29 protein-coding genes are annotated in these 26,065 nt (G+C 41.4%); 20 read left to right on the forward strand and 9 right to left on the reverse strand.

The features are described 5' to 3' along the window. Window positions 1-122 precede the first annotated feature (122 nt). On the reverse strand, window positions 123-1,145 hold the full coding sequence (locus A0W33_RS16320) for a spore photoproduct lyase family protein (protein WP_216637164.1): 1,023 nt from the start codon (window positions 1,143-1,145) through the stop codon (window positions 123-125). A gap of 267 nt (window positions 1,146-1,412) precedes the next feature. Here A0W33_RS16320 and A0W33_RS16325 point away from each other — a divergent pair, with 267 nt between their 5' ends. Further along, window positions 1,413-2,444 carry a spore photoproduct lyase family protein gene (locus tag A0W33_RS16325; protein ID WP_068839162.1) on the forward strand — a complete coding sequence of 344 codons (1,032 nt, stop codon included), beginning with the start codon at window positions 1,413-1,415 and terminating at the stop codon, window positions 2,442-2,444. Window positions 2,445-2,601: 157 nt separating this feature from the next. Here the strand turns inward: A0W33_RS16325 and A0W33_RS16330 are convergent, their stop codons facing one another. Next, a complete protein-coding gene (locus A0W33_RS16330; protein ID WP_068839163.1) occupies window positions 2,602-2,982 on the reverse strand; it encodes a hypothetical protein in 381 nt (126 codons plus the stop codon). A gap of 105 nt (window positions 2,983-3,087) precedes the next feature. Here A0W33_RS16330 and A0W33_RS16335 point away from each other — a divergent pair, with 105 nt between their 5' ends. The 19 genes from A0W33_RS16335 to A0W33_RS16425 all read left to right on the forward strand — a co-directional run bounded on the left by A0W33_RS16335 (window position 3,088) and on the right by A0W33_RS16425 (window position 20,121). Then, window positions 3,088-4,545: a tyrosine-type recombinase/integrase gene (locus tag A0W33_RS16335; protein WP_068839164.1), complete on the forward strand. Its 1,458-nt coding sequence runs from the start codon at window positions 3,088-3,090 to the stop codon at window positions 4,543-4,545. A 240-nt stretch (window positions 4,546-4,785) separates the two neighbouring features. Next, entirely contained in the window at window positions 4,786-5,757 is a 972-nt protein-coding gene (locus A0W33_RS16340; protein ID WP_068839165.1) for a toxin-antitoxin system YwqK family antitoxin, read from the forward strand. Window positions 5,758-5,883: 126 nt separating this feature from the next. After that, window positions 5,884-6,417, forward strand: coding sequence for a hypothetical protein (locus tag A0W33_RS16345; RefSeq protein WP_068839166.1), 534 nt, complete (start codon window positions 5,884-5,886; stop codon window positions 6,415-6,417). Window positions 6,418-6,651: 234 nt separating this feature from the next. Further along, window positions 6,652-7,065: a toxin-antitoxin system YwqK family antitoxin gene (locus A0W33_RS16350; RefSeq protein ID WP_139237070.1), complete on the forward strand. Its 414-nt coding sequence runs from the start codon at window positions 6,652-6,654 to the stop codon at window positions 7,063-7,065. Window positions 7,066-7,137: 72 nt separating this feature from the next. Next, window positions 7,138-7,653, forward strand: a complete 516-nt coding sequence (locus tag A0W33_RS16355) for a hypothetical protein (RefSeq protein WP_068839168.1) — start codon at window positions 7,138-7,140, stop codon at window positions 7,651-7,653. 95 nt (window positions 7,654-7,748) lie between these two features. After that, window positions 7,749-8,267, forward strand: coding sequence for a hypothetical protein (locus A0W33_RS16360; RefSeq protein WP_068839169.1), 519 nt, complete (start codon window positions 7,749-7,751; stop codon window positions 8,265-8,267). 92 nt (window positions 8,268-8,359) lie between these two features. Further along, entirely contained in the window at window positions 8,360-8,836 is a 477-nt protein-coding gene (locus A0W33_RS16365) for a hypothetical protein (RefSeq protein WP_068839170.1), read from the forward strand. A 91-nt stretch (window positions 8,837-8,927) separates the two neighbouring features. Further along, window positions 8,928-9,482, forward strand: coding sequence for a hypothetical protein (locus A0W33_RS16370; protein ID WP_082815279.1), 555 nt, complete (start codon window positions 8,928-8,930; stop codon window positions 9,480-9,482). 82 nt (window positions 9,483-9,564) lie between these two features. After that, on the forward strand, window positions 9,565-9,867 hold the full coding sequence (locus A0W33_RS16375) for a hypothetical protein (protein ID WP_068839171.1): 303 nt from the start codon (window positions 9,565-9,567) through the stop codon (window positions 9,865-9,867). Window positions 9,868-9,962: 95 nt separating this feature from the next. Then, entirely contained in the window at window positions 9,963-10,844 is an 882-nt protein-coding gene (locus A0W33_RS16380) for a hypothetical protein (protein ID WP_068839172.1), read from the forward strand. 91 nt (window positions 10,845-10,935) lie between these two features. Further along, on the forward strand, window positions 10,936-11,505 hold the full coding sequence (locus tag A0W33_RS16385; RefSeq protein ID WP_068839173.1) for a hypothetical protein: 570 nt from the start codon (window positions 10,936-10,938) through the stop codon (window positions 11,503-11,505). A gap of 69 nt (window positions 11,506-11,574) precedes the next feature. Further along, on the forward strand, window positions 11,575-12,318 hold the full coding sequence (locus tag A0W33_RS16390; RefSeq protein WP_074937134.1) for a hypothetical protein: 744 nt from the start codon (window positions 11,575-11,577) through the stop codon (window positions 12,316-12,318). A 136-nt stretch (window positions 12,319-12,454) separates the two neighbouring features. After that, window positions 12,455-12,808, forward strand: a complete 354-nt coding sequence (locus A0W33_RS16395) for a hypothetical protein (RefSeq protein WP_157578070.1) — start codon at window positions 12,455-12,457, stop codon at window positions 12,806-12,808. Window positions 12,809-12,899: 91 nt separating this feature from the next. Then, window positions 12,900-13,337, forward strand: coding sequence for a DUF4279 domain-containing protein (locus A0W33_RS16400; protein WP_068839176.1), 438 nt, complete (start codon window positions 12,900-12,902; stop codon window positions 13,335-13,337). A gap of 82 nt (window positions 13,338-13,419) precedes the next feature. Beyond that, window positions 13,420-14,286: a hypothetical protein gene (locus A0W33_RS16405; protein ID WP_068839177.1), complete on the forward strand. Its 867-nt coding sequence runs from the start codon at window positions 13,420-13,422 to the stop codon at window positions 14,284-14,286. A gap of 447 nt (window positions 14,287-14,733) precedes the next feature. Continuing rightward, window positions 14,734-17,061: an ABC transporter permease gene (locus A0W33_RS16410; RefSeq protein ID WP_068839178.1), complete on the forward strand. Its 2,328-nt coding sequence runs from the start codon at window positions 14,734-14,736 to the stop codon at window positions 17,059-17,061. Window positions 17,062-17,632: 571 nt separating this feature from the next. Then, a complete protein-coding gene (locus tag A0W33_RS16415; protein ID WP_068839179.1) occupies window positions 17,633-18,700 on the forward strand; it encodes a DUF5700 domain-containing putative Zn-dependent protease in 1,068 nt (355 codons plus the stop codon). Between the two features lie 111 nt (window positions 18,701-18,811). Next, the gene (locus A0W33_RS16420; RefSeq protein WP_068839180.1) at window positions 18,812-19,192 is read left to right on the forward strand and encodes a RidA family protein; all 381 of its coding nucleotides are present in this window, start codon (window positions 18,812-18,814) and stop codon (window positions 19,190-19,192) included. Beyond that, complete coding sequence (locus A0W33_RS16425; protein WP_068839181.1) at window positions 19,189-20,121, forward strand: pyridoxal-phosphate dependent enzyme; 933 nt, start codon at window positions 19,189-19,191, stop codon at window positions 20,119-20,121. The genes A0W33_RS16420 and A0W33_RS16425 overlap by 4 nt, the downstream gene beginning before the upstream one ends. 461 nt (window positions 20,122-20,582) lie before the next feature. On the opposite strand, the gene A0W33_RS16430 is transcribed toward A0W33_RS16425, so the two are convergent. The 7 genes from A0W33_RS16430 to A0W33_RS16460 all read right to left on the reverse strand — a co-directional run bounded on the left by A0W33_RS16430 (window position 20,583) and on the right by A0W33_RS16460 (window position 25,904). After that, window positions 20,583-21,416 (reverse strand): MBL fold metallo-hydrolase, encoded by an 834-nt coding sequence (locus A0W33_RS16430; RefSeq protein ID WP_082815280.1) that lies wholly within the window; start codon window positions 21,414-21,416, stop codon window positions 20,583-20,585. A gap of 108 nt (window positions 21,417-21,524) precedes the next feature. Then, window positions 21,525-22,397, reverse strand: a complete 873-nt coding sequence (locus tag A0W33_RS16435; protein ID WP_068839182.1) for a helix-turn-helix domain-containing protein — start codon at window positions 22,395-22,397, stop codon at window positions 21,525-21,527. A gap of 123 nt (window positions 22,398-22,520) precedes the next feature. Next, window positions 22,521-23,297, reverse strand: coding sequence for a TlpA family protein disulfide reductase (locus tag A0W33_RS16440; protein ID WP_068839183.1), 777 nt, complete (start codon window positions 23,295-23,297; stop codon window positions 22,521-22,523). Window positions 23,298-23,443: 146 nt separating this feature from the next. Then, complete coding sequence (locus tag A0W33_RS16445) at window positions 23,444-24,145, reverse strand: SMI1/KNR4 family protein (protein WP_068839184.1); 702 nt, start codon at window positions 24,143-24,145, stop codon at window positions 23,444-23,446. Between the two features lie 90 nt (window positions 24,146-24,235). Beyond that, window positions 24,236-24,604 (reverse strand): hypothetical protein, encoded by a 369-nt coding sequence (locus A0W33_RS16450; RefSeq protein WP_082815281.1) that lies wholly within the window; start codon window positions 24,602-24,604, stop codon window positions 24,236-24,238. Window positions 24,605-24,689: 85 nt separating this feature from the next. Next, entirely contained in the window at window positions 24,690-25,343 is a 654-nt protein-coding gene (locus tag A0W33_RS16455) for a HEAT repeat domain-containing protein (RefSeq protein ID WP_068839185.1), read from the reverse strand. 90 nt (window positions 25,344-25,433) lie between these two features. Beyond that, window positions 25,434-25,904: a hypothetical protein gene (locus A0W33_RS16460; protein WP_068839186.1), complete on the reverse strand. Its 471-nt coding sequence runs from the start codon at window positions 25,902-25,904 to the stop codon at window positions 25,434-25,436. Between the last annotated feature and the right edge of the window lie 161 nt (window positions 25,905-26,065).

Genomic DNA, 26,065 nt, shown 5'->3' on the forward strand with positions numbered 1-26,065 from the left:
CTTAAAGAAAAAGCCGCTCCACCTGAAAGGAGCGGCTTTTTTGCTGTAGACCTGTAGAAGTAAAAACTTTAAAATCTGAAGAATGAAGTACAGCTGCTCTTTTCGTTTTCCAGAAAACAGTATCAGGTCCAGTACAAAACAGGGGCTGCAGGAAAACGGCGCTTCAACTCGGCGTAGAAAAAGCTGCGCAGCTGGTGCATGGTAGCCGGAGAGTAAACGTATTTCTTGCCGCCAAACTTGTTATACTTCAGCGAACGGTTCGCTTCATCAAAATCTATCTGGGTGTTTGGATACCACTCCTGCAGGATCGCCTTAGAGCCAGGCGTAAAGCGGTGGCTGATCAGCTCAAATGTTATTTCACACGGGAAGTCAAGGGTCTGCTCAAGCCTGTCCAGCAATTGCGTATACTGCGCTTCCCAATCTGGAACGGGCATGATAGGGGCAATAACCAATCCCACGTTGTATCCTCCTCCGCCGTCTGCTTTAGGCAACGCCAATTTGCGGATAGCTGCCAGTCGTGCTTCCATCGGAGCGGTGCCACCCTCAATACGCCTGGAGATAAACTCAGTGTTCAGGCTAATCCGAGGCTGGGTGTTGCCATGGTGCCGGAGGTCAAGCAGGCCATCCACCTGGTCGAACTTTGACACCCAACGCAGGTGCATCCCTTCCTGTTCTCCAAAGAAGCGGATCGTCTCGGCCAGGCTGCCAGTCAGGTGCTCTATGCCCAAGGGGTCGGTATAACAGCTTGCTTCAAACGTGGTCAGTCCACCAGGTTTTTTATACTTCACCAGATTTTGAAGTATGGCAGGAAGGTTCGCAAAGGCACGGACAACAGGCGGGCCTTGCAAGCTTCCGGCCAGGTAGCAGTACTGGCAATGGGCAGGGCAGCCTTCAGCCAGGTGAAACTGCCAGTCAGCCGACGGGGGAATAGGCTGCAGCTTCAGGGCACCCGGTGGCGCTGTGACGATGGCCAGGGTACTTTTCGCTTTGCGGTATGTTTCCCGCTCGTCCTCTCCGCGCAAGCCCGTGATGCGGTTGCTCTTCTGTTCCTGCACCGGCAAGCCCAACGCCCGCACGCGCTCATACATCTGCTGGCCCCAGGGTTCCTCCAACGCAGCGGGCGTGAACAGGACCTGTTTAGGCATCCACAGTTTTGATTGAGGCTTAGTTGTGATCGTGCTCGACTCTTCTTTCAAGGCTATTTGCATGGGTTACGTGTGCTGTTTTTTAAATAAGGTTACTCACTTGCACACACTTGCTTTAAAGTACAGCAGGTGCTATAAAGTAAACACAATACCGGGCTTTAGAATTCAGAACGTAGCTTTTAATATAGTTAATAACGTATTGACTATCAATGTTTTGGTTATTTGTTTGCATGAACCATGCAGGTGCTAAAACTGTTGTAAAAGGGTATGCAACAATTCAATCCCTCCACCATCTTTTACACCCCGGATGCCTTAAATGAGCGCGGGAAAAATGTTTTACTGGCTTACCCTGCTGCGGACTACAAAGAGATCGTGCAGCACAACAGGCTTCCAGCGCTCGAAGGCAATCACTTTCAGGTAAAATCAGATGTGCTGGTGCTCGGACGCTTGAAGACGCTGGTGTGCAGGGAGAGTGGCCGAAGCTCTGATTTTATAGCGCCTAGCCTTGCCAACGGCTGCATGGGGGCCTGCGCTTACTGCTATGTGGACCGGAACAAGGCAGTGAATCCCATTACCCTTTTCACTAACACAGAGGAAATACTGCTAGCCGTGGATAAGCATGTGCAAAAGCAGGCATGGCCAAAAGTGCCTAACCAGACGCATGCACAGTACTATACCTACGACATTGGCTGCAATTCTGACGTTTCGGTGGATGCTGCCCTTTCAGACGGTGTGCAGACGGCAGTTGATTTCTTCAGGGAGCATCCGAAGGCTTTTGCCACCTTCGCAACCAAATTCGTGAACCAGGAGATGCTTTCCTATGATCCGCAGGGTAAAACGCGTGTTCGCTTTAGTCTCTTACCACAGCAGGTAAGCAAGCTGGTGGACGTGCGCACAGACAGTTTAGCGAAGCGATTGGCGGCCATCAACGATTTTTATCACGCGGGCTATGAGGTACACGTTAATTTTTCACCAGTAATCGTGTATGAAGGCTGGCTGGAAGATTACAGAGAATTATTTGAGCAGCTAAACCAGGCGGTGCACCCGAAGCTAAAAGAGCAGATGAGTTGTGAAGTGATCTTTCTGACGCACAACCAGTGGCAGCATGAGTTAAACCTTTCTATCAACCCGAAAGCGGAGGAATTGATTTGGACGCCAGCCATTCAGGAGACAAAGCAAAGCCAGTTCGGCGGCATCAACGTAAGGTACCAGCATCAGCTAAAGGCGCAGTGGATTAGCCAGTTTAGAGCCCTACAGCAGGAAGTAGTGCCATGGTGCGCCATCCGCTACATTTTCTGAAGCAAAGGGTAAGCAGTAGCGCACGAAGCGTTTAACTGCAGGAAATGTGTCGCAAAGAAGCCCCAGGGATGGAATATAGAACCTTATCCCCGAACATCTGGCTGTTCCAGAAGAATACAGTTTATAGTGAAGAAAAATTAATTTGATAAAGCCATCCTTAGCTGTGCTCGTCCATGTAGGGCTGCCAGTTAACAATCAATACCTTTTCTTCAGGCAAAAGCAGGTAACCATAGTCATAGCACAGGTGGTACGTATTTCCTTTCCGGGTGCGGTAAACCTGAGTGAGGTAGCGAAAGTCGAAGCCTGCCAACTCCAGGTACTGGCGGGGAAGGGTGGTCTTGCCCTGCGGGCTGAGCCGCTTTAAAATGCTGCGGTTTCTGCGCAGCGCTGTATTGATTTGGAGAATCCTGCGTTCGTGCTGGTTCCGCTGCTTGATCACGTTGTTTGCAAGGTGGCGGCAGGGATCGGAGCAGTAGCGCTTGTCGCTTCTGCCCACGATGGCGGTACCGCACTGGATGCATGTTCTGGAATGGCTCATAACTTACCCGCGTTTTTACCCGCTTATAGCCGTGTATACTCGCGTATTAACACGGCTACGATTTTGAAAGGTTTTACCTTAGGCGCAGTAACTACCCCATTAGCCATGACTTACCCTTCTCAATTGCCTGTCCTGTACCTCAATTTGCTCGAGCATGCAGGCAAGGCCTTTATCCGCGTCTGGCACAAGCCCAGCCCTTTTATCTCCAGGAGCCTGAAAGAAGCCAGCTGGATCCGCTACAGCAAGACCTACAGGTGCTTTGTCATGCACCACACCGCTCAGGCTATCGAGATGACGCACCAGCACTTCCAGGGGCTGGCCAGAGTGGACACACGCTACCTGTACAGGCCCAGGCGCCTGCGGCCTGCAGAGGGGGCCGTGATTCTGCAGCATGTGATCGCCACTATTGCAGAACCAATGGAGAAAGTGCCTGTAAGGCCCGTGGTGCGGCTGCAACCTTTGGAATTCCAGGGCAAGCTGTATGTGCAGCTAAGCTACCAGTACCACAAGGACATCTATACCTGTTTGAAGCAAAGCAGGGTAGCTAACTGGCTTTCCCAGATGCAGTGCTTTGTGGTTACTGCAGACAGTAACAGCCTGCACGCGCTCTTAATGGAACTGGAACCCGTAGCCCAGTTGTGGCTGGCACAGACGATGCGGATAAAGGATATAGCTTTGCAGGCCAGGCTCTGGGAGCAAAACTACCGGAAAGGGGGCGGGTATGTGCCTTGCCCGATACCCTTTCTGGAAAAGCTGTTTCTTCTGAATTACAGCCTCAGCACCATCCGCACCTACCACAGCCTTTTGCTGCGCTTTCTGAATGCTTACAAGGATAAGGGGCTGGAGCACATTAATATTTTCTCGGAAGAGGAGATCAACCATTACCATCGCAGCATGGTGCAGGCGGGTACTTATTCTGTCTCGTTTGTGAACCAGAGCATAAACGCGATCAAATTCTATTACCAGCGCGTATTGATGCGCCATGAGGTGCAGCTAAACCAGGTGGAGCGCCCTGAGAAGCCGGAACGCTTGCCGCAGGTGCTAAGTAAGCAGGACGTGTTGAAAATACTCTCCGTGACTGAGAACCTGAAGCACCGCTGCATGCTGCAGCTGCTGTATGCCGGCGGCCTAAGGATCGGGGAGGTGATCAACCTGAGGCTAACGGACGTGCAATCAGAGCGGAACCTGCTCCTCATCCGCGGGGGCAAGGGCAAGAAGGACCGCACCACCTTGCTTGCCCAGAAGCTACTGGAAAGTCTTCGTGTCTATTACAGGGCTTATAAACCCAAAGTATGGCTCTTCGAGGGGCAGACGGGCGGCCAGTACACGGTGGAGAGCATCCGCAATGTGTTCAGGGCAAGTAAGGAGAAGGCCGGGATCAAAGCACCGGCAACGCCGCACACGCTTCGCCATTCGTTTGCCACCCACCTGCTGGAGCAGGGAACAGATTTGCGCTACATCCAGGTGCTGCTGGGGCACCGGAGCAGCAAAACAACCGAGATCTACACCCACATCACCACCCATGCCTTGGATAAAATCGTCAGCCCGTTGGATAACCTCTAGCAATCCGCTACATTAGCTTAAACATATACATCAATGCATACACCAGTCGCCTATACCGGATTCAGCCAGCAAAAAAGCGCCAAAGCAGTATGCAGAAGCTACGTACATAGTGCAGATAAGCGTATGTTATCGTATGTCCAGTAGTTGGGCAACACATTAAGTACAGAAAATAAATAGATGCGTAACCATTCTGCAACGTTCAGAAGTCATAGAAGGTGCTGTTAATGAGCATTTAAGTTAATGAGGAAAGAAAGGAGCTACAGAAGATACATTCCTATAATATTTATTGCAGCAGGGGGCGTCTTCTTGCTTAGTAAGATATATGAGAAGGACAAAAGGGTTGAATACTACTCGTCAGGAAGTATAAAACAGGAGTACTATGTCAATAGTAAGGAGGAGGCAGATGGTAGGCTGACAGAGTACTTCGAAGATGGGAGCATTTCATCCCTTGTTGATTTCAAGGATGGAAAGCAACACGGATGGTCACAGTTCTTCCGCAAGAATGGATCAATGCGCAAGAAAACCTATTTCGAAAATGGAGTCCAGCAGGACACGCTTCTGACTTTCTATAGTGACGGTGACGTGGAATCAGCTTTCTCCATCAAAGATGGGAGCAAGCACGGCAGCTATGCCTATTACTTCGGGAACGGGAAGAAAAAAGAAGAGGGTTCTTACTTAAATGACCAGTTGGAGGGAGAGGTTATCTCCTACAGCAACAGGGGGCAAGTAGCGGCAAGGGGATTCTATGACTCAGGCGCTCGATACGCATTGATAAGGTACACCAACGGACAGCAAGAGTATATCAGTTTCCCAGCAGGCTTCGAAATAACCATTCCTTTAAGCTTTAAGCTTGACTCAATTAGCTCTAGTACCTTTGCTTCATTCAAGAACAAGAAGGAAGGTATAAGTTTGATGGTAGGGGCAAATGTAAGTTCGCAGCCGCTGCATGATGAAGTGAAAAAGCAGGTAAAAGAGTCAACAGCAGCAAACAATCTAAAAGAAGTTACCACGGAAGAAATGGTGATCGATGGCGTGAAGGCACAGTCTGTTGTGCTGTTAGACAATGCTTCAAATGAGTACCTGAACCTGTTCTTTTTTAAAGTAAATGACGCTTTAATCAACGTCTACTTCTTTGTGCCAGCCTCTAAAATGGCAGAGCATAAAAGTAGCATACAGGAGATCATAAATAGTATTTCAGTAGAGGCAACATAATAGCGCATTCTAACTTAAGAACTTAAAAAATGCAATGCCCAACCACGTGTATACTTCATGCTTCGGCTACGCCTTGCACATCGTCTACACCAGTACGTTATGTAGCACTTCAATCATAAAAGATTAATGAAAGTAGCATATCTTATTCTAATCATTATTGCTATTTGTGGCTGCAAAACAATAGAAGGAAGTGGAGTAGTTGGAAAGGAAAGAACTTATGCTAATCAAGGCGAATTTGAGAGTCACTTAGCTGAGCAATATTTCAGTCAGGACTATGAGACTACGAAGTACCAGAAGTTCAAGGGAAACATTCTAAAAGATTCTCTTAGCGAATACAACATCGTCTACTTCGATAGTTTAAGAGTCATATTAGATATTGAAGACACAGTATACCGACGTGTTTTTACAGAAGGTATACTAAGTCCTAAAAATTTATATTACAGTCAATCAATGCAAATATGTTGCTATAAACTGATTAATCTAAATGAGAATGGCACCCGCAGACGGTTTAGATTTTGGGTATTTGAAGAAGGAATGGGTAACCCGTTGGAATATTATATCGAGCTTACAAACAGTGAAGCAACAGGTCAAATTCCTTTGTCGGAGTTTTTGAACAAAGCAGAAGTAACTCACATATCGGAACCAAGAGTAATTATATAAAGAAAAGCACTACATAACCCAGCACATAAGTCAAGCTTTGGCTACGCCTCGCTCACCTTATGTACAACCCGTTGGCGGTAACAAGAAATCATGTATACTTTTAGAAGATAAAAATTGTATAAAAAATTATTAAAACACAAAGGCAGGTTCATTACCCTCTGCTTTTGTACATCCGTTTTTACATCCTGCTCCAATCTTGATACAGAGTACTATGAGAACGGGTCACTAAAAACAGTGTCTGAAACTTACATGGGGCAAAGACATGGAGGAACAAGTGTCTATTATGAAAACGGTAATATGAAGACTTATGCAATGTATAAGCAGGGGTTACCACATGGTGACACTATAGCTTATTACCTAAATGGGAGGAAGGAATTTGAAGGGAAGTATGTCGAAGGCATGGCAGATAGTACATCTACATATTACACTGAAGACGGAAAGATACGCACCATCATGAATCACAAAGATGGAGTAATGCATGGACCATTTGTGAGATACTTTCCCAGAACAGATGTGGTGTTTATGGAAGGGCAGTATATGAATGGAAAAGTAGTTGATACCCTCGAGATATACCATGATAATGGCATCAAGGTCAGAGAGTGCTATTTCAACAGGAATGGAGAGAATATAGGCTGTAAAGATTTCTAAAACTGCTTCCGCAAACACCAGCTATAGTGCATAAACGCACCATAGCCCAACCGTTAGCCGTAAATTATAAACATGAATCAGCTTTTTGCCTTTGTACTACTTATAGCTTCTGTTGTCCATTTTCGGACTTCAGAAACAACGAGTGAACTACTGATTGACCCAGAATACAAAGGGAATATTACCATATATGACCAACCAAGTGGAAAGGTAATTGCAGCGGTTAAGCAGAACTTTGATGAAGAGGATTTTCTGTTTCTAACCGCCACAAAGCAAACCACCGACTTCTTTTACGGCACGTTAGAATACTCGATTTCTGGAAAACAGGGAAAGGGCTGGATTAAGAAAGGCAAGTTTATCGGTATCTATGCAAGAAACTATGACGCAGGAAAGACATTGAGCCTTTATGCAGAACCAAGAAAATCCTCAAAGACAACCTTTACGATACAGAATTACGACAACAGATTGTATCAGGTAACTTCCATCAATAAAGGCTGGGTATATGTTAAAGTTGAGCACCAGGGTAAAATAAAGCAAGGCTGGCTTGCTCCAGACATGCAATGTGCAAATGCATATTCAACCTGTAATTAAAAAGAAAATCTACGGCTAACAAGGTATAAACGTCACCTCGGCCGACGGCCATCGCCGTCGTTTATACTAGACGTTGGATGTAAGTAAAACTATAAATGAAACCTATCCTTTACATATTGTTCTTGCTTGTAATTCCATCAACAGTAAATGGACAGGTCTTCTATGAACAAATAGCCTTTGATTATTTCAAGGAAGTAATTTCAGATTCAGTTTACGGTAATAAAACTCTGTTTAAAGTAGAACCTGAAATAGTTGAATACAGCCCAATTTACCGACCAGTCTGCCATCAGAATGACGTCTTCAGACAAGACTGGAAGGACTTGTTTTCTAAAGATTCATCAGGAATCAAAACTATAGAAAGTATAAATAAGCATTATAAACCGCTTTATTCCTCTGTTGATAACAATAAGTTTCCTAAACCTAATTTTAAGACGATGACAGGCATATGGAAGCAAGCAAGAAAAGTGAATGTGTCAGAACCAGTAATATTAAAAGAAGAAGACTATATTGTTACTGTCATGGTTCATAAACCACATGGGCTTGACAATTACTTTATTGAAGTCAGCAAAGATGGTGAAGTCACTAAATGGTGTAAAGGCGGAGTTGTTTATTGAAAAAAAGAAAAAAATACCTCCATCCAACAAAGTGCATAATTTAGGTGCGGCTACGCCTTCCCACATTATAGCACAAGCACGTTAGGTGGTATATGAATTATGAAATGAATAAAAGCTTGTCTCTCTTATTTTTAATTGTCATTAGCATGGCCATTGCTTCCTGCCAAGTTCAAAAACCATATGGGGAGATTTTAGCATATGACTATGATGTATACCAACACGAACTACAACTAAAGTATCACACTAAGGGACGCGGGAACATACATACTTATAGCCTAGCAAAATACGAGTATGACCAATTTAACTGGATTTATACTAACAGGCTTGAAGGAAAAATTGAAGCTGACAGCTTGGTGTTTACTTACAGACATTTAAATTCAAAGTTTCCCCAAAAACAAAGTGCATTGAAAGGCTATATCGAAGTCTTTGGTGATTCCACAATAAGTATAAATTTAGAAATGCCAAGGTATAAAGAAAGTACTATCAGTCATTGGGAGCCTTACGAATTTAATGGGACTTATAAACTTGTTAAAAAGCAAGGAATAAGAACTCTTGTGGAGAAGAATTAAGTAAAAATATATCACCTAACAAAGCACAGGCATTATGCTCGGCAAATGCCTCACCCATTGCCTGTACGAGCCGTTGTAGAGTATTCACATTATGAAAAAAATCTTTCTAATTGTAGTTAGCTTTTTAATTCTATCGGGTTGTCAAACTGACGATTTTTATGGAACAGAGAGATACTTTCTTACAGATAAAGAAACTTACCAGATTGGAGATGAAATAGAACTGACAGCAGTAATTAAGTCTGAAAAAGAAAAGGAGGTAAGGTTTTATGACAACTTCAAAAACCTAGAAATTTCTTTCGCTTTAATGAACGGACCAAACAATGAGCATAATGGTAGTTGGTCACGCTCAACAGGTGATGTTCTTGAAGAATCTGATATTTTAAAGTTTGAAGTAGCAAAGGGAAAGCCATTTGTTAAAAAATACAAGGTGAAGATTGAAAGTTCAGAAAATAAAATACATCTGGTTATACCTGAAATGAATTATAAGGCAAGTTTTCCCGCTTCTGAATTTGACAACACTACTATGGTCAGAATACACGGTTTTTGCATGCCGATTAACCCAGGGATAGGTGACAGCCTTGAAGACTATTTTGAAGTGAAAGACATCAAAATTGAGAATAAGAACACACTACAACAAACCCTATAAGGTAGCTGCGCCACCTCATAGCCAAGCACGTTGAGTTAAATTATAAAGAAGAATTAATTCCCTCTCCTTAAAAAGAAGCCCAATGAAAAGCAGAATTATGTACTTGGAAAATAAGGAAACTGGAGAAGCCCGAATAGGAAGAGTGACATTTTCAAGAACCTTTCAGACCATTTACTATAGAGATAAAACCTTTCACAGAGCAGGTAGCGAAAAAATTCAGGGAAACTTCTTCGATGCTGAAACAAGAGAAGAGTATTGGATATCAGGTTGCAAGAAAAAAGGAAGCGATTACCATTGGTCAAATAAAGTGCCCGTTGCAATAGACGACGATGTGAAAGTAGAATATTGGACTTCAATAAGAGGTGCGGAGGAAAAAATAACTTAACTCAACAACACCTAAACGCCAGCATCGGCCGACGGCCTCCGCCGCCGTTTAGCTTAGTACGTTGGGTAAAATAGGAATTATTAAAAAGTTGAGTGTTGAAGAATATATACATTTTCATTCTAATTATCTGTGTAACCTTAGCTTCTTTTTCTTTTGCCACTACATACTGGCAAAGAGCAATCGTATTTCTTTTTCCTGTTATTTATGCACTATTATATTTATTAAATTCAGTAGTAAAAATCTTAGAGGCGAAATTTACAGAATCTGTTAATGCATTTACTGAATCCGTTGCTGCATTTTTAGTTGCCGTTCTTTGTCTACTAATTATGCTGAAAGTGTCTTATATTTTTTATAATCCACTTCAATCGATTGGTGTGCTTGTGGCAGTTGTATTACTTCTTAGAAAAAGCTCCAACAGAGCCAGACTTGGAAAGACCAGTCATTCTTTAGTAGCGCTTGCTGCACTCAATAGTATATTAATGCTAACTCCCGACAAGTCCCTTCTATCTCTTATTTATCTGGATAACGATTCGATAGCTTGGACTCCCCAATTGAATTGGAATGACTTCAATGTAATAGAGGAAGGTGAGAGGGGTGATGTTCCTGATAGTTCGAACTTTGATGCGTCTGTATTTAGCAACTATATCTACAAAAAAAATAAAATGTTTAATTACCCGCCTGCAATTGCAGTTGTATATATGATAAAATCAAAATCTTATGTAAAAGAAGATGCGATGGACAGTGATATACTACTTGAACATGAACAAGGGCATTTTAACATAACAGAGAAAAATGTAAGAATGGCTACAGATAGTATATCTAAACTGTGGGGAAAAAAAGAAGCAGAGATAGATTCGGTATTTAAATATTTTTCGATGCAAAGGTTCAAAGAAGACAGTATCTATGATGCTCAAACAAACCACTGTTTAGATACCCTTCAACAGGCGAAATGGACAAAAAGGCTTATGCTAAATTAATACTACTTTACCCAACAAAGTTCAGCCCTTATGCTCGGCTTCGCCTCACTCATCGGCTGCACCACCACGTTAGGTGTTATTGGAAATACAAATGAAGAATCCAGAAAAGTTTGTCGATGATATCATTAGCTTATTTAAGTATAATGAATTAATAAAAAATGCTTCAAAAACACCTACTGGTTTTATCCTTGAACAGAAAAATCCTGATTGGATAAGCATACTTTTCCTGTTTATTTTTATTGTGCTTCCAGCTATAGGACTAATGTACTGTGACTTTAGTGTTGAAAGCATCATCTTAAGCCTTGTGTGGATGGTATCTATTGGATATACTCTTTATAAAGCCATCGGAGCAGATAATAGAGTTGAATTTGACTTAACAACAAGGACTGTTGAGATTCAAAATTTGAATGTGCTAACAAAGCACCTCTTCCAGAGAAAAACTATAGACTTTAATGCGATAGAAAGTATTCAAATAAAGAGTGTTAAATATATAAGCTTCGTTACTTCATCTTCAAGACTAATTATAAAAACTAAGAACAATAAAGGTTATGCCTCGAATGAATATACATCGGAGTATGTAGCGAGAAAATTGAAGTTCATTATTGAATCTATAGTTACGAAGAACAGAAAAACAAACTCACCTAACAAGGTGCAGCTTTAACCCTTGCTACGCTGCGGGCTTTGGCTGCACAAGGCGTTGTGTGCAATAGGAAGTACAGAATAAAAAGAAATGTCATTTTATAGCTTCTTTATAACAACCTTTGATAAATGGCACAGGCCATTTATCTTTTTTGCTGTAGCTGCTGGGCTTTGGGCAGTAAGCATGTTTACATCCTCATTTGCACTACAGCTTATTGGCTTGGTGTTGGTTGGTTTAGCCTTCTTTATACTTTTTATTTCTACAATTTATCAATTCATAAAAAAGCGTTGGATAAAAGGAATACTAACGGGAGCAGCATTCTGTGCAGGAGCCTTAAGTTTAGTTATTCTTTCAGCAATATCTTTCTTTGTATCAATGGCAATGCCTGACCCTTTTACTGATGACTTGACAATACCAGAAGGAATTGAATTGAATAAGCCTATAGGCTCTGGTTTCAACAATGCAAGAGCTGATTCTGTAGTGGAAAGAAGCTACCCTGATTTTGTTCTTTATAACTCCTTTCAACCAGGGATTTATGAATATGACCTATGGGTTGAATATATTGAAGATGGAACAGTTTATCTCAAAGCGTTTGAAATAACGAAGAACACGCCATTGTCAACGGGCAGGTTACCAAGGGCAAGCTCAGTGGAAGTTTCAAGTTCAGGAGGAGAATTAAAAAAGTTTATGACAACCAATGACTTCACAATTTATGAAGGGGATTGGGGCAAACCTTATGCAGCAAGGTTCGAAGTATGGCTTAGACCTAAAAATGGTGGACCAGAACGAAAGATAATGGAGAAAAACTATATCATAGAAGGCTGGCAGCACTAAACAAGAACTACAGCACACAACAAAGTTTATACCTTATGCTTCGGCTGACAGCCTCGCACAGGTTATATACGAGCACGTTGTAAGGTATATTAATCATGAAGTAAGTAGATTGAAAGCGAATAAAAGGAAACAGTTTTTGGAGTTATTTCTTGGTGCATTAGGTGCAAGGCAAGTAGTGTGGGGACAAATCACCCATGACTCAATAGCAGGTACAGTAATATATGACCCAAATGACCCCGAAGAAAGGCAAGACTTTATCTGGCATATGGATGAGAAGGAAGCACCTTATGAAGATGTAACTACTCTATTGAAACATATAAAAGAAAATGGCCTCCTGAATGGAGATAAACTTGCAGTTCCAATAGCAGAGATAGAAGTTGCAAACATGGATGAAGGTACAAAGGGGAAAGCTTTTGATAAACTATTCGCTGTATCTGTAAATATGGTAGATGAAGGCGAAGAAACTGATCGCTACTTTATACACGAATAAAAAGAATAACTTCTGGCAACAAGGCATATAAGCCATACTTCGGCTGCGCCTCGTCCGCCTTCTACACAAGACGTTGTATGATATTAAAAGCATGAATAAAACTCTTTCACATTCCTACGTCTACTTTGCTCTTCAAGGAGATGATTTTGACCCTAACGAAGTCACAATCGCACTTGGAATAGAGCCAACAGACTCTTGGAAGAAAGGGGATAAAGGTCGGTATATTCCAAATCAGAAATTTGCTTCTTGGATGTGGTCAACTGGAAAAGGAAAAGAATCAATATTTCTTGAGAAACTTGTGGAAGAAGTTATTGATAAGTTTGGAGACAAGGTTGAAGTCATCAATAAGTTAAAATATGATTACCAGCTGACTTCTGTACTTGAAATTGTAATGTACATCGATGTCAATACAGAAGAGTCAACGCCAGCTTTAGGACATAACTTAAAAACTATAGAATTTCTTTATCAGACGCAGACTGTTACTGATGTAGATATTTATAGATACGATTCAGCAGAAACAGAAGAATAACAACCATACAACAAAGTATAGCAGTACTGCTGCGGCGACGCCTTGCAATCTGCTATACCAGCACGTTAGGAAATAATGAATAATGAAGAAGCTGTACCTCTTCCTTTTGTTTGCCCTCCTAACCCTTCAGGGCCTTGCTGATGAAGGCAGGTACAGGAGAAGCTTTAAAAGCGAGAACTACGCGTATGAACTGCGGATGCTCACCCACAAGTATGGTATGGTGATGTTTCCTAATGGCAAAGAGTATAAAGCCGTTATTGAGACCACTTGGGGCCTGTATGATGTAATCAGCAGCCGCCAACTGTATACTGTCAAGGGAGACTTTAGCTCCAAGACTGTTCATGTCTCAAATGACGGAAAGAATCTGGTTGTGATCGATGATTATAGTGAGGAAATCCCTTCCCCAGAACTTAAGGTTTTGGAGTTCTATGCAGGGGGGAAACTCCTAAACGCTTACATCTTAGGTGAGTTGCTTTGCTCCTGCCGTAACATATCCGAATCCGTTTATCATTTCGATTGGTTTGCTGACTCAGAGCTTACCTACGCTCCTGACCCGAAGTTCAACTATGACATGCAGAAGCTTGCCATCACCACCTTTGAACTGGTGCGCTACCAGTTCGATGTGGAGACAGGTGAAATACTAAAAAAAGAGCTGCACCCAGCTGTAAACAGGAACTCCGCCTTAGTCTATGGGGAAATAAAGTACTTGGGCAGGGAGGACTATGAAATAGATGTCTGCCACAGGGTCTACGGCAGAGTTTCACAAAACGGGAAGATGAGGTTCACCAGTAAAAGGCGAATCGACTGGAACAGTGGGAATTTTCAGACAGTGCTTTTGAACAACGGCCAATACATAGAGACAGGAGCCAATATGCATCGCTGGATATTGAACCAGTGCAGATTCAAATATGGTAGCCAAGCAGAAAGAAATGGAAACAACTGCCTATAACCACACCTATACGGTAGCTGCGCCACCGCAAAGCCAAGTACATTAACAAGCATGCCCTTCTGGGTATCCCGACATAATGTTCTCAGACAATAAAGAAAAGTTTGACAATCCTACCTATAAGCTTCACCACGGCAAACACTCACTGAGATAAAAGAAAGTACCGCAGTCTCAGCTGTATGTACTAATCTTTTTTGCAACATGTACTTCTCGGATCCTGGACATTCATCAGTTTCATCACATCTTTAAGGTATTTAATCACATTAAATTGTTGTTAATCTAATTCATCCCTATTCTTACACCTAAGAACCAATTACTAAGCATTAAGGGAATAAAGTATAATATCAGCGAGGTAAGCTCTTAGAATCAACACAAAATTTGCGACTAGAATTGAGCGGGAATTTCCTGAATATTTGGTCTGCTTTTCATTAAAAATCAATGCTTTAAGTCATGATAAAGAACAATCTAAAAATCGCTATACGGATACTCTGGAAAAACAAACTTTTTTCATTAGTCAATATATTGAGCTTGTCATTGAGTATGGCGGTTGGTGTTATTCTTTTTACAGGCCTGAAAGCCACTCACGATACAGACCATTTTCACCCAAAATTAAATCAAGTCGTACGGATACTCACGCAGGAAACAATTGAGGGAGTACAAACCAAATGGGCAACAGTTCCATTGCCGTTGGCGACTTATATGGAAAGCGTCTCCTTTGTTGAAGAAACGGTAAAAGTACGTTTGGCAGGAAAACATAATTTGCAAACCGACGGAGGTAATATACCTATTGACATTAAATTTTCAGAGCCTTCTTTTTTTGATGTTTTTGGCTTTAAACTGTTGTCAGGTAATGCACAAAGCCTTGCTAATAATCCCAACACACTTTTTTTAACTGAAAAAACAGCAGAAAAGATATTTGGCAACGCCAATGCTTTAGGGCACACGGTTCGATTTGAAAACTTAGGTTCTTATACCGTTGCGGGAATTATCCAGGATCCGCCTTTAGAAACACATCTACCCATTGAGGCAATGCTTTCTATTCATGCTGGTGAAATGCTTGAAAAGAAAGGAGCTTTCAGTAATAGTTCACAAAATTGGGGGGACTTCAAGAGTGCAGCAATTTACGCACGTTTAAAATCAGAAGATGATTTAAAGCAGCTCAATACAACGCTCCAAAACTATACTCGGAAACTGGAGAAGAGCAACCTTCAGTTTTTGGCACAACCCATAGAGGCTATTACCCCTCGAAACGATGACATTAAAAATGACCACAATGCGGGCACCGATTGGACGGGCATAAAAACGCAGCTATTTTTAATCCTGGCCTTAACTCTTTTATCTGCTTTTAACTATATCAGTTTGACATTGGCGCGAGCCTTTTCCCGGGCGCGAGAAGTCGGTATTCGCAAAACGATAGGCGCAACAAGAAGACAAATTATTGGTCAGTTTTTAATGGAATCGACCCTTATTGCCTTGCTTGCTTTGTTGGTTACACTGCCATGTGTTGAAATTTTAACGCACTATATACCCGAAATGGATACGGCGTTTTCCTATGACACAACCTTAATTTTAGGCTTGTTGACCTACGCAGTTATCACAGGCTTAGTCGCTGGGGCACTTCCGTCATGGCTGTTGTCAGCGTTTCAGCCTATTCAGGTTTTGCGTAAAATGAAGAATATAAAGCTGTTCCGGAGTATTGCTGTTTACAAAGCTTTGATTGTAGTACAATTTTCAGTGACCATTATGCTGATGATAGTGGTTGTGATAGTAGCCGATTATGAAATAAAAAATTATGCAATCATCAACTCAACCGTGTCACCTAATGTTTTGACACTAGATTTAAGAGGTGAAAAATATGAAAACCTGCAAAACGAAATAAGCCAGTTAAGCCAGGTAGAGACAACTTTAGCAACTAACTGGTACTTTAAACCGATGAAAAAGGGCAAATCTTCTGTAACATTAAATGATAAAATTTTGGAAATGTATTACGTAAGTATCGACCCAAAAACAATTGAAGCAGAAGGTATCAGCTTAAAATCCGGACATAATTTTCCTGAAAATATGCCCCAAAGTGCTGAGCAATATGTGTTGGTGAATGAAGCTGCCGCAAAATTATTGGAATCTGAATCGGAGACTTTAGTGGGGCAAACGCTATTACTGGATTCAGCCTATGTACAGGTCATTGGCATCATGCCCAATGAGATTATTGGCGAAACAGCTCCTTTACTATATAGGTATTTGCCAAATGAAATAGCCACCTTGACCATAAAAATAAATCCAAATACAGAATTGGAAGCTACCAAAGCTATTCAATCCATATGGGAAAACCATTTTCCTGAAAAAACAGCAAATCTTCAGAATTTAAAAGATGGTTATTTAAGAATTGGAGATAGATTAGGTTCTTTTGGAGGCTTAGCCCTTATCGTTATGATGATAGCTGGTTTGGGCATTTTAGGCATAGCAAGTTACTCCGTAGAAACACGCACAAAAGAACTCGGTATCAGAAAAGTAATGGGCGCAAGCAACAAAGAATTGGTGTGGATAGTTACCAAAAATTTTGGCATGCTTATACTAATTGCCGGACTTATTGGTGTTCCGGCTGGCTTGTTTGGCGGTGATTTAATTAGACAAGATTTAGGCAGCAGGCTTGTTGATTTAAGTTTTACAAATGTAAGTATAGGCTTTGGTTTGGTTGCCATAGTCGGGCTACTGACTGTCCTTTCCCAAACCATTCGAGCGGCGCATATTGAACCTGTAAAAGTTTTAAAGGCAGAGTAAAAAAGGTAAACCATGCATTGGCAGGTTATGACTATGGCGAGACAAATAATTCTATTACGCGACACCATGACGACAATGCAACGACCGACTACAAGTTGCGAGAAGAAGGGCACATGTTGCTAAAAAAATGTTTCTGCAATGGTGCTGTGAGGTGTAAGCTATAATTTTTTTATCTTCCTGTTACGCTTGGTTTCGAGGGACAGGACGCGGCTTCGTAAGCGCACCACTGCAGAAAACACAATCCTTATGGCAAAGTGTATCATAAAGGAGAAATGCATTGTCGGAGAAATTCCAGCACAAGGACTTTGCAGTTTGACAGAAAGGAGGATATGGTAAGTTTCTATAAAAAACAGGCCCATCTTCAAGAGTGAATTCAAAGGAGGTAAAGTAGCCGAAGCGTATGGTATAGGTGCTTATCCAATGGTAGTTCTCATAGACAAGCAGGGCAAAGTTTTATACACGGGTGGAATGGATGAGCAGGCAATAGAAAAGTATATTCATCAAGCTCTAAAGAAATAAAACAGAAGTAAAAGCCATTATCAGAATTAACTTAAACTTACTATAATTATATATGAAAACACTATTTACTCTTTTTGTTGCACTGACATTCAGCCATTTACTACAGGCACAAAGCATAGATGCCACTGCCGCAGTCCGGTACTTCGAACTGACCGACAGCCTTCGCCAGGACAAGCCTTTTAGCGATGCCCTCTGGAAAAGCTTTCTTACCTTGGAAGGCAATGCACAATACATACAGAACCAGGCGTATACAGAAAAGTACCTGAACCGTTTCCGGAAAGACATGGAAGTGGTATACATGCCGCAGCACGACAGCCTGCTACGTGAACGTCTGAAAGACCCTCAGCAAAATTACAATACCTACCTGATACACTATTACAAAGCCAACGAACCTCAGCTTCGGGAGTTTCTGCAAAATATACTGGCCGATGAGGAAGCTTACCTGGCCTCACTTTACAAAGTAACCTATACCATGCTTCCTAAGCGGATGCACCTCACCAAACCGGAAGCCACTTTATACTTTAATGCACTGGGCAACGATGCGGTGGCGAACAGGGGCAACCTGGTGTTAACGCTGTCGGGAACCTACATTTACGACAAATCCAAGTATGGCATCTTGGGCGGCCATGAGTTGCACCACCTGGTGCGCGCCGAGAAAAAGTATACTATTGCCGAAAAAGATAAAAGCCTCTTCCTGATGCTGGGACTGCTGCTGAACGAAGGTGCACCTGACCTGATCGACAAGCGCTTCACCATGTCTGAAGATATGCCCGAAGACATGCGTTGGGGAGCCTACCTGCTGCAACTCGGCGAGAAGCAGATGCCAAAGCTGGACGAGGCGCTACTGGAGATGGCCGCAGGTACTAAAACCTACACAAGCCAGGAAATAAAGCAGCAGGTAGTGGGCATGAGCGGCCATATTCCCGGCTTTTACATGGCCGATATCATAGAGCGTAATGGCCTGAAGAAAAAGCTGATCGCGAACATCGATGATCCTTTCCAATTTGTTTACCTCTACAACAAAGCAGCAAAAAAAGACAAGGCAAAGCCTTTCGTTTTCTCAAAAGAAGCCATGGCTTATCTAAAGCAGGTAGAGGTAGGCGCAAAAACAAAGAACTAGTCCTGCTAACACGGCACAGGTTACAATTTCGCCTACCCCTCATTCACAGCATGGACTAATCCGTTTGCAGCAATATTGACATCAACACTATTTAAATTAAATCGCAGGCCAATGAAAATAATTTTAAATGAACAATTACCTGCCGCAAATGGACATTACAGCACTGCAATAATCTCCAGTAATCTATTGTTTGTTTCTGGCCAACTACCTGTTTCAATAGATGGAACACATCATCATAACGACCCTTTTGAAAAGCAATTTAAAGTAGTATTTGAAAATATAATTCAAATACTGCACGCTTCAGGTACGGCTAAGGAGAAGATAGTTAAAGTGACAGCCTACATTTCCGATGTCAAGTTATGGCCGGAGTTTAATAAACTTTATGCTTCTTTTATGGGAGAACATAAGCCGGTAAGGACTGTGGTACCCGTGCCGGAGTTACATTATGGCTACCAATTGGAAGTAGAAATAATAGCAGAAATTAAGGAATGAAAAATCAATTGGTTGAAGTACAGGAAAGGATAAACCCACACATCCACAGAACACCAGTTCTAACCTCCAACTTGTTAAATGATATAGCAGGCTGTGAGCTGTTCTTTAAATGTGAGAACTTCCAGCGTATGGGTGCATTTAAAATGCGCGGAGCAGTAAATGCCATAATGCAATTAACCGATGAGCAAAAACAGAAAGGTGTGGTGACGCATTCATCAGGAAACTTTGCCCAGGCATTGGCACTTGCCGCTAAAAGCTTAGGAATAGCCGCCTATGTAGTTATGCCTTCCAACGCACCCACCGTAAAAAAGAATGCAGTAAAAGGATATGGAGGCATTGTAGTGGAGTGCCACCCAACAATTGAAGCAAGAGAAGAATCTTCCAATCGTCTGGTAGCAGAAAAAGGTCTGACTTTTCTTCATCCATCCAATGATTTGAATGTGATTTTAGGACAGGGAACTGCAGCCATGGAACTGCTTGAGGATTATCCTGATCTAAACTGTATCTATACTCCTGTAGGAGGAGGGGGGTTGGTTGCAGGAACAATTCTGGCAGCAGAAAATTTTTCGAAGAAAATAAAAGTTATAGGAGCAGAACCCGTTCTTGTAGATGATGCTTTCCGTTCATTGGTTTCTAATAGAATTGAAACGCACGATAATAAATCCACTATTGCAGATGGACTTAGAACGAATTTAGGAGACGTTAATTTTCCAATTATCAAAAAGGGAATCGACCATATTGTGCTTGTAGAGGAAGAAGAGATTATAGAAGCAATGCGTTTGATCTGGGAGAGAATGAAGATTATAATTGAACCCTCAAGTGCTGTTGCGTTCGCTGGATTATTAAAGGAAAAAGGAACATTGAAAAACCAAAAGGTGGGAGTTATACTTTCAGGTGGCAATGTGGATGTTCAAAAATTGCCGTTTTAATACATACAGCTCTTAACTGTTATAGAAATAGAAACAAGTGAGTTGAAAGAACATGAACGGAATCTTGTAAAGCACCTTGTAATCATTATAAAAAAGGAAGGCTCATAAGATAGCACTGATTCTGTTGAAGAATTGAAAGATGGTAGAAGGGTAAGTTTTGCTTTATTAGAAGCGCTAGCCTCAGCATGAATTGAAGTTAGATAGCCATGAGAATAGGGGCAGGTAAGTCCCGAAGATTGTATTAGATGGAAGGGGCTTTGTCCTCTTAGGAAGGACGCCTTATATGGAAACACAGCTTCATAAAACTAGAGCAGAGCGACTTTAGTGTCCGAAGCAAATGAAAAAAGCCTCCGGCGTTAGCTGAAGGCCTTTTTTCTAGACCAAAAGATTCTATTACGATCTTTTCTACAGTGATCGGGGGAATAAAAAGGAGTTTTGGAGCAATAGTCAAAGTTTTATATTTATAACTTCACTACCTCGCCATCCTGTGGGATAATCAGTTTATCTACTCCGATATTCAGACTTTCAGCTTTTTGACGTAGTGAGTCTCTTGTGGTGCGACAATGGTCGAGCGCATTCATATGCACAGCGATAACCTTTGCCTTGCCGCTCTCACCAATTAAAGCCATTGTTTGGTCCTCATCCATCAGGATAGGGGTATTCTCATAGCCTGGGACAACGGCACCCCCGGAATTGACGATGATGTAGTCGGGCTTATACTTTTTGATTGTCTTTTTGATCTCGTCCGTCCAGATAGCATCCCCGACAATGTAGATAGTAGGTTGGTTCTTGGCCTTCAGCACAAACCCTGAGGTCTTACCCATCATCTTCAGTACCTCGCCGGTGCCATGCTGTGCGTCTATTCGGTGAATACGCACATTATTCCATTTCCTACTATAATCCAGGGTTTCTGCGTTGATGAATCCTTCCTTTTTGAAAAATTCACTGTCAGCAGGCTGGTTTATGAGCTGTACAGATTTATCCAGGATCGTGCTGGCGGCCTCGTCAAAGTGATCAGGATGGCTATGGGTCACCATAACCAGATCCAAGCCTTTGGTAATTTCATTTACCGGCATTTTCAGATCGACCGTTGGGTTTCGCTCAATTCCAGCGAAAGACTGAAAGGCTCCCTTAGGAGAAATCATGGGATCAACCAGGATTTTCTGCCCGGCGTAATCTAGAATCAAAGTAGCGTTTCTGACTAGCTGAAGACTTGCCTTTGTGTCTGCTTTGCCTTGTGCAAAAGAAAAGGTAGCAGCTAAAGTTAACGCTACCAGCAAAAATACTCTTTTCATGATTATTCTATTGTTTTAGTTTCCGTGTTTCACCCTTTCCAAGATTTGTGAAGGAATGAACTCGTTGCAAAGGTCGGAATAACGGCATGTTTACCGCCTACCAAAGCCCTATATAATGCTACCATTTTGATAATCGGCAAGAAAGATGGTAGTCGTCTGGCCGGTTTGCGCTTTGAAGAACCGCATCAAATGGTTTGGCTCCGAAAAGTGGAGCTCATGCGCTATCTCGGCTACCGTTAAACCAGAGTGGATCAGGTAGTTTTTAATCTCAAAAAGTAGTCTTTGTTTGAGTAGATGGGTGGCGGTTACGTTAAACTGTGATTGTACTGCTTTGTTCAGCGTGATTCTGCTAATGCCCAGAAGCTCAGTATAATCTAAGATCCGTTGCTTTTCCTTGATATGTAGCTCCAGTAGCCGCTTAAACTGATAAGCATAGTTGTTTTCAGGCTTTTCAAGTGGCAGGTGGTTGTGCTGCGCGTAATCCCTGTTTAGTTTCAACAGCAAATAGTAGAGAAGCGAGCGGATAAGATGTTCGCTGTCTGGTTTAGTTTCTTTAAGTTCGGTGTGAATTTCGGTAAGTATGCTGCAGGCTTTTTGGATATATTCCGCTGTAACGTTTATGTTCAGCGGGTAATCGAGCTGGTAAAAATAGAGCAGCCGGTACGTGAACAGCTTGTCGGCAAAGAAATTATTGAGGAAATCTTCCTGGAAGATAAGAAAAGTAAAATCCAGGTGGTTTGGGTCCAGCTTCCATTCTCGCTTCTGAAAAGGAGAAATAAAGGCAATGGTGTTGTCTTGCAAGTTGGTCTTTTGCTGGTTTAGTATGAGGTAACCTTTCGCTTTTCTGAAAATCAGGATTTCAAAATAGTCAGTATTGTAAGCCTCTGTGTCGGTATAAGCTTCTTTTATTTCATCTCCTGAACCCACCCTTAGCAGGACCTCTACGCCACATTTGGTTTTATCGAATTTTATAGTTCTCAATTTCTGCGCGTACTTTCTTAGCTTTTAATTATTTGGTAATACGACATATGTTAAGGCTGCACTGGGTTGTGGTTTTGTTCCCTTAAGCTGATGCGTTTGCTTCCCATTTCAAATTTCTATATGTTACCCCTCTGCCAAAGCTCGCTCAATCTGATTCTTCATTATTATATATATGTCCGGGTTTAGGGAGGTTTCGTAAAAAGTTATGCGTGAATTTCTGTCTACTAGAATGTTTGTAGGATAAACATTGATGTAAAAACTTGAAAAGAGCTCTGAGTCAGCAGCGATGTGTTGGTAATTAAATTCTCTTTTGCCTAAAAACTTAAGAATATCCTTTTGGTCATTTCTTGCAAATCCAAGAAACACTACGTCTTCACCTTTAAAGTCTTGGACAAGACGGTTTAAATCAGGAATCTCTTCGATACATGGCTTACACTCGGCAAACCATGTATTTATAACTACAACTTTACCTGCAAGGCTGTCCCTTGTATAGGATTTCCCATTAATGTCTGTAACATGAAATTGAGGACTCTTCTGGCCTATCAGAATTTCTCCTTCTTTCTTTTTGATGTTCCAACCAAGTTCCTTTTCATCTAGTGGTATCATCACAACAGCTTTAAGTGCTCTCTTAGCATCAAAGTAAAATTCTTGTTTGAAACGATTACTCTTTATAGCGTTAGTAAGAGAAGCTTGAGTAAGTCTATTTCCTTCTAAATCATAAACTGGTGTTGTATCAGCGTTCCACTTAATTGTTCCAAGTTTTAATAAATCATTGGTTGAGGCTAATTCCAGATTATCCAATTTGGCTTTTAAGCTTTCACTCATACTTTTTTTGCTGCCACAGGAAAAGAGTATAATTGGCAAAAAAACTATGATAAAAAAATATTTAATTCTTTTCATAAGGCCAAATTAGGTTTTACTTGAAGGGATTAATGAATTGGCTACTGAAAATTTTATGTTATAAAATGCACCACAACGGACTTGTACATGCTATGGTGAGGCGTAGCCGAAACTAAAGCATGTGCTTGGTTAGCATAAGTTTTTCTTCAATTTACATACATTTTCCAGTATTCAACTGAAGGGGCAATTTCATGGCAAATCTGCCCCCACTTTTTATAGTCACAATCCAAGTAGCCTTCATCATCCAGTGAGAAAACCTTAGATTCATATCCTATTAAGATTGCGTCAAAGAAGTCATTTAGTGAATTGAAGAGGTAACCTGGCTCTTCACCAAAAGTATTTGTCCAGTATATTCTACCGTAGTTCTCTGTGCCTTCATTTAAGTCTACCCAATAACAGTTCCCAGCTCCATCGTTGAAGAACGGAAAAAGCTTTTCTCCCAGTTGGTAATTAATCTGATACATTTCCTTATACTCTTTCCAGTTCATGTCTCGGTAGTAATTCACAGACCAATCCAAATCCATTAAGTCATGAATTGGGATAATACCTGTTTTCCCTGATGGTGTCTCGCCGTCTAAATGAATTCCGTTGATTGTAAGGTATAGCTCCCTTAGCTCTGGATTAAATTTCATTCCAAGCTTTTCTTCCGTTTCTGTTATCTTAGATTCAGTAGCAGGTGGTTGAACTATGTTGGGCATGTGGTAGCCCATTGCCTTCTGATATTCTATTATTCTAGCTATATCTTCTCTTATCTTTCCCAAAGTATTTTCTGCTATGGCTTGTTCCTTGATTACTGGTTGCTTAGGATTACATGAGATTAGCACCAATAGCAATAACAGTCTTTTCATACTTACAAATTGATGCTAACGGATTAGTACAGGCTGCGAGCGAGGCGTTGCCGAAGTATGGCTTATATGCCTTGTTGGCCAACGATTTTTTTATATTTCTACTTCAACTTCTTTTACTCCGTCTTCTGGCGGCCCAAACCTTAACGTTGCTTTTGCACCTTTCATAAAATCAGCTTCAGTTAGAACTGGTTTTACTGTTTTGAAGAGAATTTCAGCGTTTGGACCATACATATAGAGAAATCCATCGCTGTAGTCCACTGCGATTTCATGACCGTCATATTCTCCTACTCCCTCTTCTCCTATTACTTCTTCAAGCTTATCTTCTAGAGCGTGAAGTGGTTCAAGCTTTTCAATACCATAATCGAATCTGACAATGACAGCATGTTCTGGCTCATTATTTTTTGATTTCTCTTCTTGCTGGGTTTGCGGTTTCCCAAACAGTTTGTCAAAAAATCCCATTCTTATTAATAATTTAAATGATGGCCAACGGACTTGTGTAGACGACTTGCGAGGCTTTCAGCCGAAGCATGAGGTATACACGTGGTTAGCGGTCTGTGCTTTTAGTAAACGTGTATCGTTTTTCGATTTCTTCTATTGCAAGTTTCGCTGATAACTTAACATCTCTTTTTCTACTACTCAAGAGATTTTGGATGTAGGGTATAGCTCTAAGAGTACCAACTTTATTAAGTGCTGCGTTGGCATAAGTTAAATCATCTGGGTCAGTTGAATTATTAAGAACTTCAATCAAGGCATTCTCTGCTTCTTCATCTGATGATTGTTTTAAAGCGGAAATAGCACTGTGTCTGATTAACCACTTCTCGCTTTTCATTGCTTTGATGATAGGCCGCAAATCCGTGCCTTTTGGCTTCTTCAAATCTGCAACTCTGTCAAGTAGTGCAGAAATTACATATTTATCCGTTTCCTTTTCAATCCGCTGTATCAAAAAGTTAATAGCGGTTATATCTCCTGTATTTTTTGCAATGTGTCCTAAGATGAAATAGACTCTATCTCTTTTCTTCTTATTCTTCTCTTTCTCAATAAAATCTATCAATTGAGGAATGTAACTTTCATTTTCCTGTTTTTCAGCTTCTCTAAATGCTTGCCAAGAAATGGTTTTACTACTGTCATAGCCAGCTTCCATATTATGGTCACTGTCATTGCCCATTCTTTCAATCAAATTGAGTAGATATTCTTCCATTTTTCTTCTTTTGCATTCCCGCTAACGTACTCGTACATGAGGTGAGCAAGGCGTCAGCCGAAGCTTTGCTCATGTGCTTTGTTAGGTGATTTAATCTTCTCTAAATATATTTACTGACAATGAAAGCCTATTTTTCCCGATGTCAACTATTTCTCTTCTTGATAGTGGAATACTATATCCATAGGTAAAATGTATAAGCCCAAAAATAGAAATGCCTGCTTCTGGCAGAATCCTAAAATCATTTTGTCCTTGGCTGGTATAATGGATTACTCCAAGCCTTGTAACTGTTAAAATAAATGGGTTGTACTCAATGAATCCTTTGGCACCCACAGCCAACTTTTCTTCAACAAGCCCTACATCTGCACCTATCCCATATCCCAATGCTGGAATGTGAACATTGCCATAGTTTTTACCATAGATAATTCCTAACTGTAAGAAGTGACTGTTGGCATATGAATATCCAGTAGTCAAACCTGTTCTATAATTATCAGGTCCTTGAGCATAACTTACAGATATATGTGCAAGTAAGAAAGCGAGCAAGAAGTAGACCTTTTTTTTCATAATTTCTTATACCACCTAACTACCTGCTAAACGACAACATACGCTTATCTGCACTATGTACGAAGGTGGTTTGTTCCATTCTTGTGGCAGCATTTGTCCTTTTAGCGGCTGTGTTATTTGTTTCCGTTCTCAGATCATTCTTCTTCAATATAAGCATTTTC

Origin of the sequence: Pontibacter akesuensis (assembly GCF_001611675.1) — a bacterium.
GTDB classification, from domain to species: Bacteria; Bacteroidota; Bacteroidia; order Cytophagales; family Hymenobacteraceae; genus Pontibacter; species Pontibacter akesuensis.

What these genes read in the sequence shown, in the direction of transcription:
- A0W33_RS16415 (WP_068839179.1), top strand. Translation starts at nt 17,633, where the DNA reads ATGAAAACACTATTTACTCTTTTTGTTGCACTGACATTCAGCCATTTA.
- A0W33_RS16405 (WP_068839177.1), top strand. Translation starts at nt 13,420, where the DNA reads ATGAAGAAGCTGTACCTCTTCCTTTTGTTTGCCCTCCTAACCCTTCAG.
- A0W33_RS16430 (WP_082815280.1), bottom strand. Translation starts at nt 21,416, where the DNA reads ATGAAAAGAGTATTTTTGCTGGTAGCGTTAACTTTAGCTGCTACCTTT.
- A0W33_RS16460 (WP_068839186.1), bottom strand. Translation starts at nt 25,904, where the DNA reads ATGAAAAAAAAGGTCTACTTCTTGCTCGCTTTCTTACTTGCACATATA.
- A0W33_RS16355 (WP_068839168.1), top strand. Translation starts at nt 7,138, where the DNA reads ATGAATCAGCTTTTTGCCTTTGTACTACTTATAGCTTCTGTTGTCCAT.
- A0W33_RS16450 (WP_082815281.1), bottom strand. Translation starts at nt 24,604, where the DNA reads ATGGGATTTTTTGACAAACTGTTTGGGAAACCGCAAACCCAGCAAGAA.
- A0W33_RS16345 (WP_068839166.1), top strand. Translation starts at nt 5,884, where the DNA reads ATGAAAGTAGCATATCTTATTCTAATCATTATTGCTATTTGTGGCTGC.
- A0W33_RS16365 (WP_068839170.1), top strand. Translation starts at nt 8,360, where the DNA reads ATGAATTATGAAATGAATAAAAGCTTGTCTCTCTTATTTTTAATTGTC.
- A0W33_RS16420 (WP_068839180.1), top strand. Translation starts at nt 18,812, where the DNA reads ATGAAAATAATTTTAAATGAACAATTACCTGCCGCAAATGGACATTAC.
- A0W33_RS16325 (WP_068839162.1), top strand. Translation starts at nt 1,413, where the DNA reads ATGCAACAATTCAATCCCTCCACCATCTTTTACACCCCGGATGCCTTA.
- A0W33_RS16410 (WP_068839178.1), top strand. Translation starts at nt 14,734, where the DNA reads ATGATAAAGAACAATCTAAAAATCGCTATACGGATACTCTGGAAAAAC.
- A0W33_RS16440 (WP_068839183.1), bottom strand. Translation starts at nt 23,297, where the DNA reads ATGAAAAGAATTAAATATTTTTTTATCATAGTTTTTTTGCCAATTATA.
- A0W33_RS16445 (WP_068839184.1), bottom strand. Translation starts at nt 24,145, where the DNA reads ATGAAAAGACTGTTATTGCTATTGGTGCTAATCTCATGTAATCCTAAG.
- A0W33_RS16385 (WP_068839173.1), top strand. Translation starts at nt 10,936, where the DNA reads ATGAAGAATCCAGAAAAGTTTGTCGATGATATCATTAGCTTATTTAAG.
- A0W33_RS16330 (WP_068839163.1), bottom strand. Translation starts at nt 2,982, where the DNA reads ATGAGCCATTCCAGAACATGCATCCAGTGCGGTACCGCCATCGTGGGC.
- A0W33_RS16455 (WP_068839185.1), bottom strand. Translation starts at nt 25,343, where the DNA reads ATGGAAGAATATCTACTCAATTTGATTGAAAGAATGGGCAATGACAGT.
- A0W33_RS16400 (WP_068839176.1), top strand. Translation starts at nt 12,900, where the DNA reads ATGAATAAAACTCTTTCACATTCCTACGTCTACTTTGCTCTTCAAGGA.
- A0W33_RS16360 (WP_068839169.1), top strand. Translation starts at nt 7,749, where the DNA reads ATGAAACCTATCCTTTACATATTGTTCTTGCTTGTAATTCCATCAACA.
- A0W33_RS16340 (WP_068839165.1), top strand. Translation starts at nt 4,786, where the DNA reads ATGAGGAAAGAAAGGAGCTACAGAAGATACATTCCTATAATATTTATT.
- A0W33_RS16375 (WP_068839171.1), top strand. Translation starts at nt 9,565, where the DNA reads ATGAAAAGCAGAATTATGTACTTGGAAAATAAGGAAACTGGAGAAGCC.
- A0W33_RS16425 (WP_068839181.1), top strand. Translation starts at nt 19,189, where the DNA reads ATGAAAAATCAATTGGTTGAAGTACAGGAAAGGATAAACCCACACATC.
- A0W33_RS16320 (WP_216637164.1), bottom strand. Translation starts at nt 1,145, where the DNA reads ATGCCTAAACAGGTCCTGTTCACGCCCGCTGCGTTGGAGGAACCCTGG.
- A0W33_RS16390 (WP_074937134.1), top strand. Translation starts at nt 11,575, where the DNA reads ATGTCATTTTATAGCTTCTTTATAACAACCTTTGATAAATGGCACAGG.
- A0W33_RS16370 (WP_082815279.1), top strand. Translation starts at nt 8,928, where the DNA reads ATGAAAAAAATCTTTCTAATTGTAGTTAGCTTTTTAATTCTATCGGGT.
- A0W33_RS16335 (WP_068839164.1), top strand. Translation starts at nt 3,088, where the DNA reads ATGACTTACCCTTCTCAATTGCCTGTCCTGTACCTCAATTTGCTCGAG.